The sequence below is a fragment of the Candidatus Angelobacter sp. genome, from assembly GCA_035607015.1.
In the GTDB taxonomy this organism is placed as follows: domain Bacteria; phylum Verrucomicrobiota; class Verrucomicrobiia; order Limisphaerales; family AV2; genus AV2.
This window is the reverse complement of record DATNDF010000353.1, coordinates 1-3,280: the sequence shown is the minus strand read 5'-3', so window position 1 is coordinate 3,280 and position 3,280 is coordinate 1. Positions and strand designations below refer to the sequence as shown.

The 3,280-nt window shown below is 58.9% G+C and carries 1 protein-coding gene; it reads left to right on the top strand.

Translation table 11 applies throughout. From position 1 onward, the window contains the following. Positions 1-3,077 (top strand): DUF1549 and DUF1553 domain-containing protein (locus VN887_14220; GenBank protein ID HXT41163.1); only part of this gene is annotated, 3,077 nt, incomplete at its 5' end. Between the last annotated feature and the right edge of the window lie 203 nt (positions 3,078-3,280).

Below are 3,280 nucleotides of genomic sequence, written 5' to 3'. Positions count from 1 at the left end.
AGATGGGTGCGCCCGACCCGCGCACAAGCGAGCTCGAAGTTCGGAAGCAGAAAAAATCCGCGGCGAAAACGTTCTGGTCATTTCAACCGCCGAAAGAGCCGTCCGTTCCAAAAGTCAGAAACACCCGTTGGTCCCGGACGCCGGTTGACCGGTTCATTCTCGCAAAGCTGGAGGAAAAAGGTCTTCAACCTTCACCGGCCGCGGACAGGCGCACATTGATCCGGCGCGCCACCTATGACCTGACCGGCCTGCCACCCGCGCCGGAGGAAGTGGACATGTTCCTCAACGATACGTCGCGGGAGGCGTTCGCGCGGGTCGTGGACCGCCTGCTGTCGTCGCCGCGCTACGGCGAGCGCTGGGGACGTTACTGGCTTGATGTCGCGCGCTACTCGGACACGAAGGGGTATGTTTACACCGATCGCGAAGAAGGTCGGTTTGTCCAATCCTACGCCTACCGCGATTGGGTCATCCACGCATTCAACGAGGACATGCCCTATGACAAGTTCCTCAAACTTCAGATTGCGGCCGACCAGATTGTGCAAGGCGGGGACCACGGCGACCTGGCAGCGATGGGCTTTCTCACGCTGGGGCGCCGCTTCCTTGGCGTCGTGCATGACATCATTGATGATCGTATCGACGTGGTGATGCGCGGCATGCAGGGACTCACCGTGGGCTGCGCCCGCTGCCACGACCACAAATTCGACCCGATTCCGACGAAGGATTACTATTCCCTCTACGGTGTCTTCATCGGTTCGAGCGAGCGGGCTTTGCCGCTCGTCGCAAATCTGGACCAGGACAAACGCTATACGGACTTCGTGAAAGGGCTGCATGAACGTGAAGAAAAACTGAACGGCACGTTCCGAAAAAAATGTGATGAGCTGTCCGATCGGTTGCGGAATCAGAGCGTCGAATACCTGGAGGCGGTGTTGAACGTGGACAAGCTGCCAAGCGAAGAGTTTTACGTGATCCGGGGTCCGGATGACCTGAATCCGACCATCGTGCGCCAATGGGACTCTTATCTCCGCCAGACATCCAAGAATTTCAATCCCGTGTTCGCGCTCTGGCACGAATTCGCGAAACTGCCATCGGGAGATTTCGGCGCACACGCCACCGAAATTGTCCAAAGGTACGCGGCGGCGGCAAAGGCGGGCTCCGGTTCGTCATCGGCCGCGGTCAATCCGCTCGTGCTGCAGGCGTTTGTCGCGAATCCTCCCACTTCGATGGCTGATGTGGCAAAGCACTACGGTGAACTGCTGGTTGACGCGCATAAGGCCTGGCGCGGCGTTCTGGAGAAAGCTGAGAAGGATAAGTTATCGGCTCCTTCCGCACTGCCGGACGCGGATCAGGAAGAGTTGCGCAAGGTGCTTTATGCCCCGGATGCGCCCGTGCTGGTGCCGCACGGCGCGATTGTGGACCTCGAATGGTTTTTTGATGAAGGCGGACGCGTTGAACTTGCCAAACTGCAAGCGGAGATCGATCGGTGGATCATCAAATCATCGTCGCCTCCGTACGCCGTCATTCTGGAGGATCGGCCGACCCAGCGGAATCCGCGCGTTTTCATCCGGGGCAATCCTGCGAACAAGGGTGAGGAGGTCCCCCGGCGGTTCCTCGAGGTTCTGGCGGGCGAAAATCGGAAGCCATTCTCGCGCGGCAGCGGCCGCCTGGACCTGGCCGAAGCGATCGCAGCCCGATCAAACCCTCTCACGGCGCGTGTGATGGTAAACCGCATCTGGCTGCATCATTTTGGCGCGGGCCTGGTCAAGACACCGAGCGACTTTGGAACACGCAGCGAACCACCGAGCCATCCGGAATTGCTCGACTGGCTCGCGTGCCGTTTTATGGATGAAGGCTGGTCCGTCAAAAAACTTCATCGCCTCATCATGCTCTCCGCGGTCTATCAACAGAGCAGTGACGCCTGGACAGCCTCTGGCGCGCAGATTGCGAAGCGCCCTGTCACCCGGCCGTCCGCCTCGCGTATCGATCCGGAGAATCGTCTGTTATGGCACTTCAACAGCCAGCGACTGGACTTCGAATCCATGCGTGATTCCTTGCTGGCCGTGTCCGGCGAGTTGCAGCAGGACGGGGGCGGCAAGCCGGTCGAATTGTTCAAAAGACCTTTTCCACTTCGCCGCACCATTTACGGTTTTATAGATCGACAGTTTTTGCCCGGCGTCTTCCGTGTCTTTGATTTCGCGAATCCGGACATGCACAGCCCGCAACGCCTTGACACCACCGTTCCGCAGCAGGCGTTGTTTTTCATGAACAGCCCATTTGTCGTCGAACGGGCCCGCAGTCTGGCGTCGCGACCCGAGGTCGATTCACTGGAAAACACGAAACGTCGGGTTCAGGAGCTTTATCGCCTTATTTTCCAGCGGCAACCCACGGCGCGCCAGATTCAGCTGGCCGAACAATTCGTCGAGGCGGCGAAGGCCCTGCCGCCACCGGAGCCTCCACGGCCGGTTGCCTCTCCCTGGCAATACGGTTACGGGGAATACGACGACCAATCGCACCGGGTAAAAACTTTCAAATCTTTGGCCCGATTTGTTGATGAAGCATGGCAGGGTGGACCCAGCTGGCCCGATGAAAAACTTGGATGGGTCCGCCTGACGGCTGAAGGTGGACACGCCGGGAACGATTTGCAACACGCCGCGATCCGGCGCTGGGTCTCGCCGCGCGATGCGATCGTCTCCATCAGCGGGACCTTGTCGCACGAACACAAGGAAGGCGACGGCATCCGCGGGCGCATCGTTTCCAGCCGCCTCGGCCAGCTTGCGAGCTGGACGTTACATAACGGCAAGGCAGAGACGAAAGTTGAATCACTGGAAGTCAAACAAGGAGACACGATTGATTTTGTCGTGGACTGTAACGCCAATTATGCGAACGACCATTTCAAATGGGCACCGGTGATCAAATCAAAAGAAACCACGGCACCGGGCGGTTCGCCGGAATATGCAGGGGAGTGGAACGCGGCGAAAGATTTCGTCGGGCCGGTTGAACCGCCGCCCGGACCGCTCTCGCCCTGGGAGAAATACGCGCAAGTGCTGCTGCTCTCGAACGAGTTCATGTTTGTGGATTGAGCCGGGGAGAGCACGCGGCTCGCGTGCTCCGGCCAGCGGCCCGCCGACGGAAATAATCAGGTGTGAAAAATTGAACGCTTTCTGAGCGAAGCTTTTTCTGCGCGGCAATTTGCGCCGGACACGGCTGCGACGTGTGATGTGGCAAGCTTTTCTTCCCTTCCGTGTCCATCCGTGTTAATCCGTGGCTGAAACATTATGAGCCA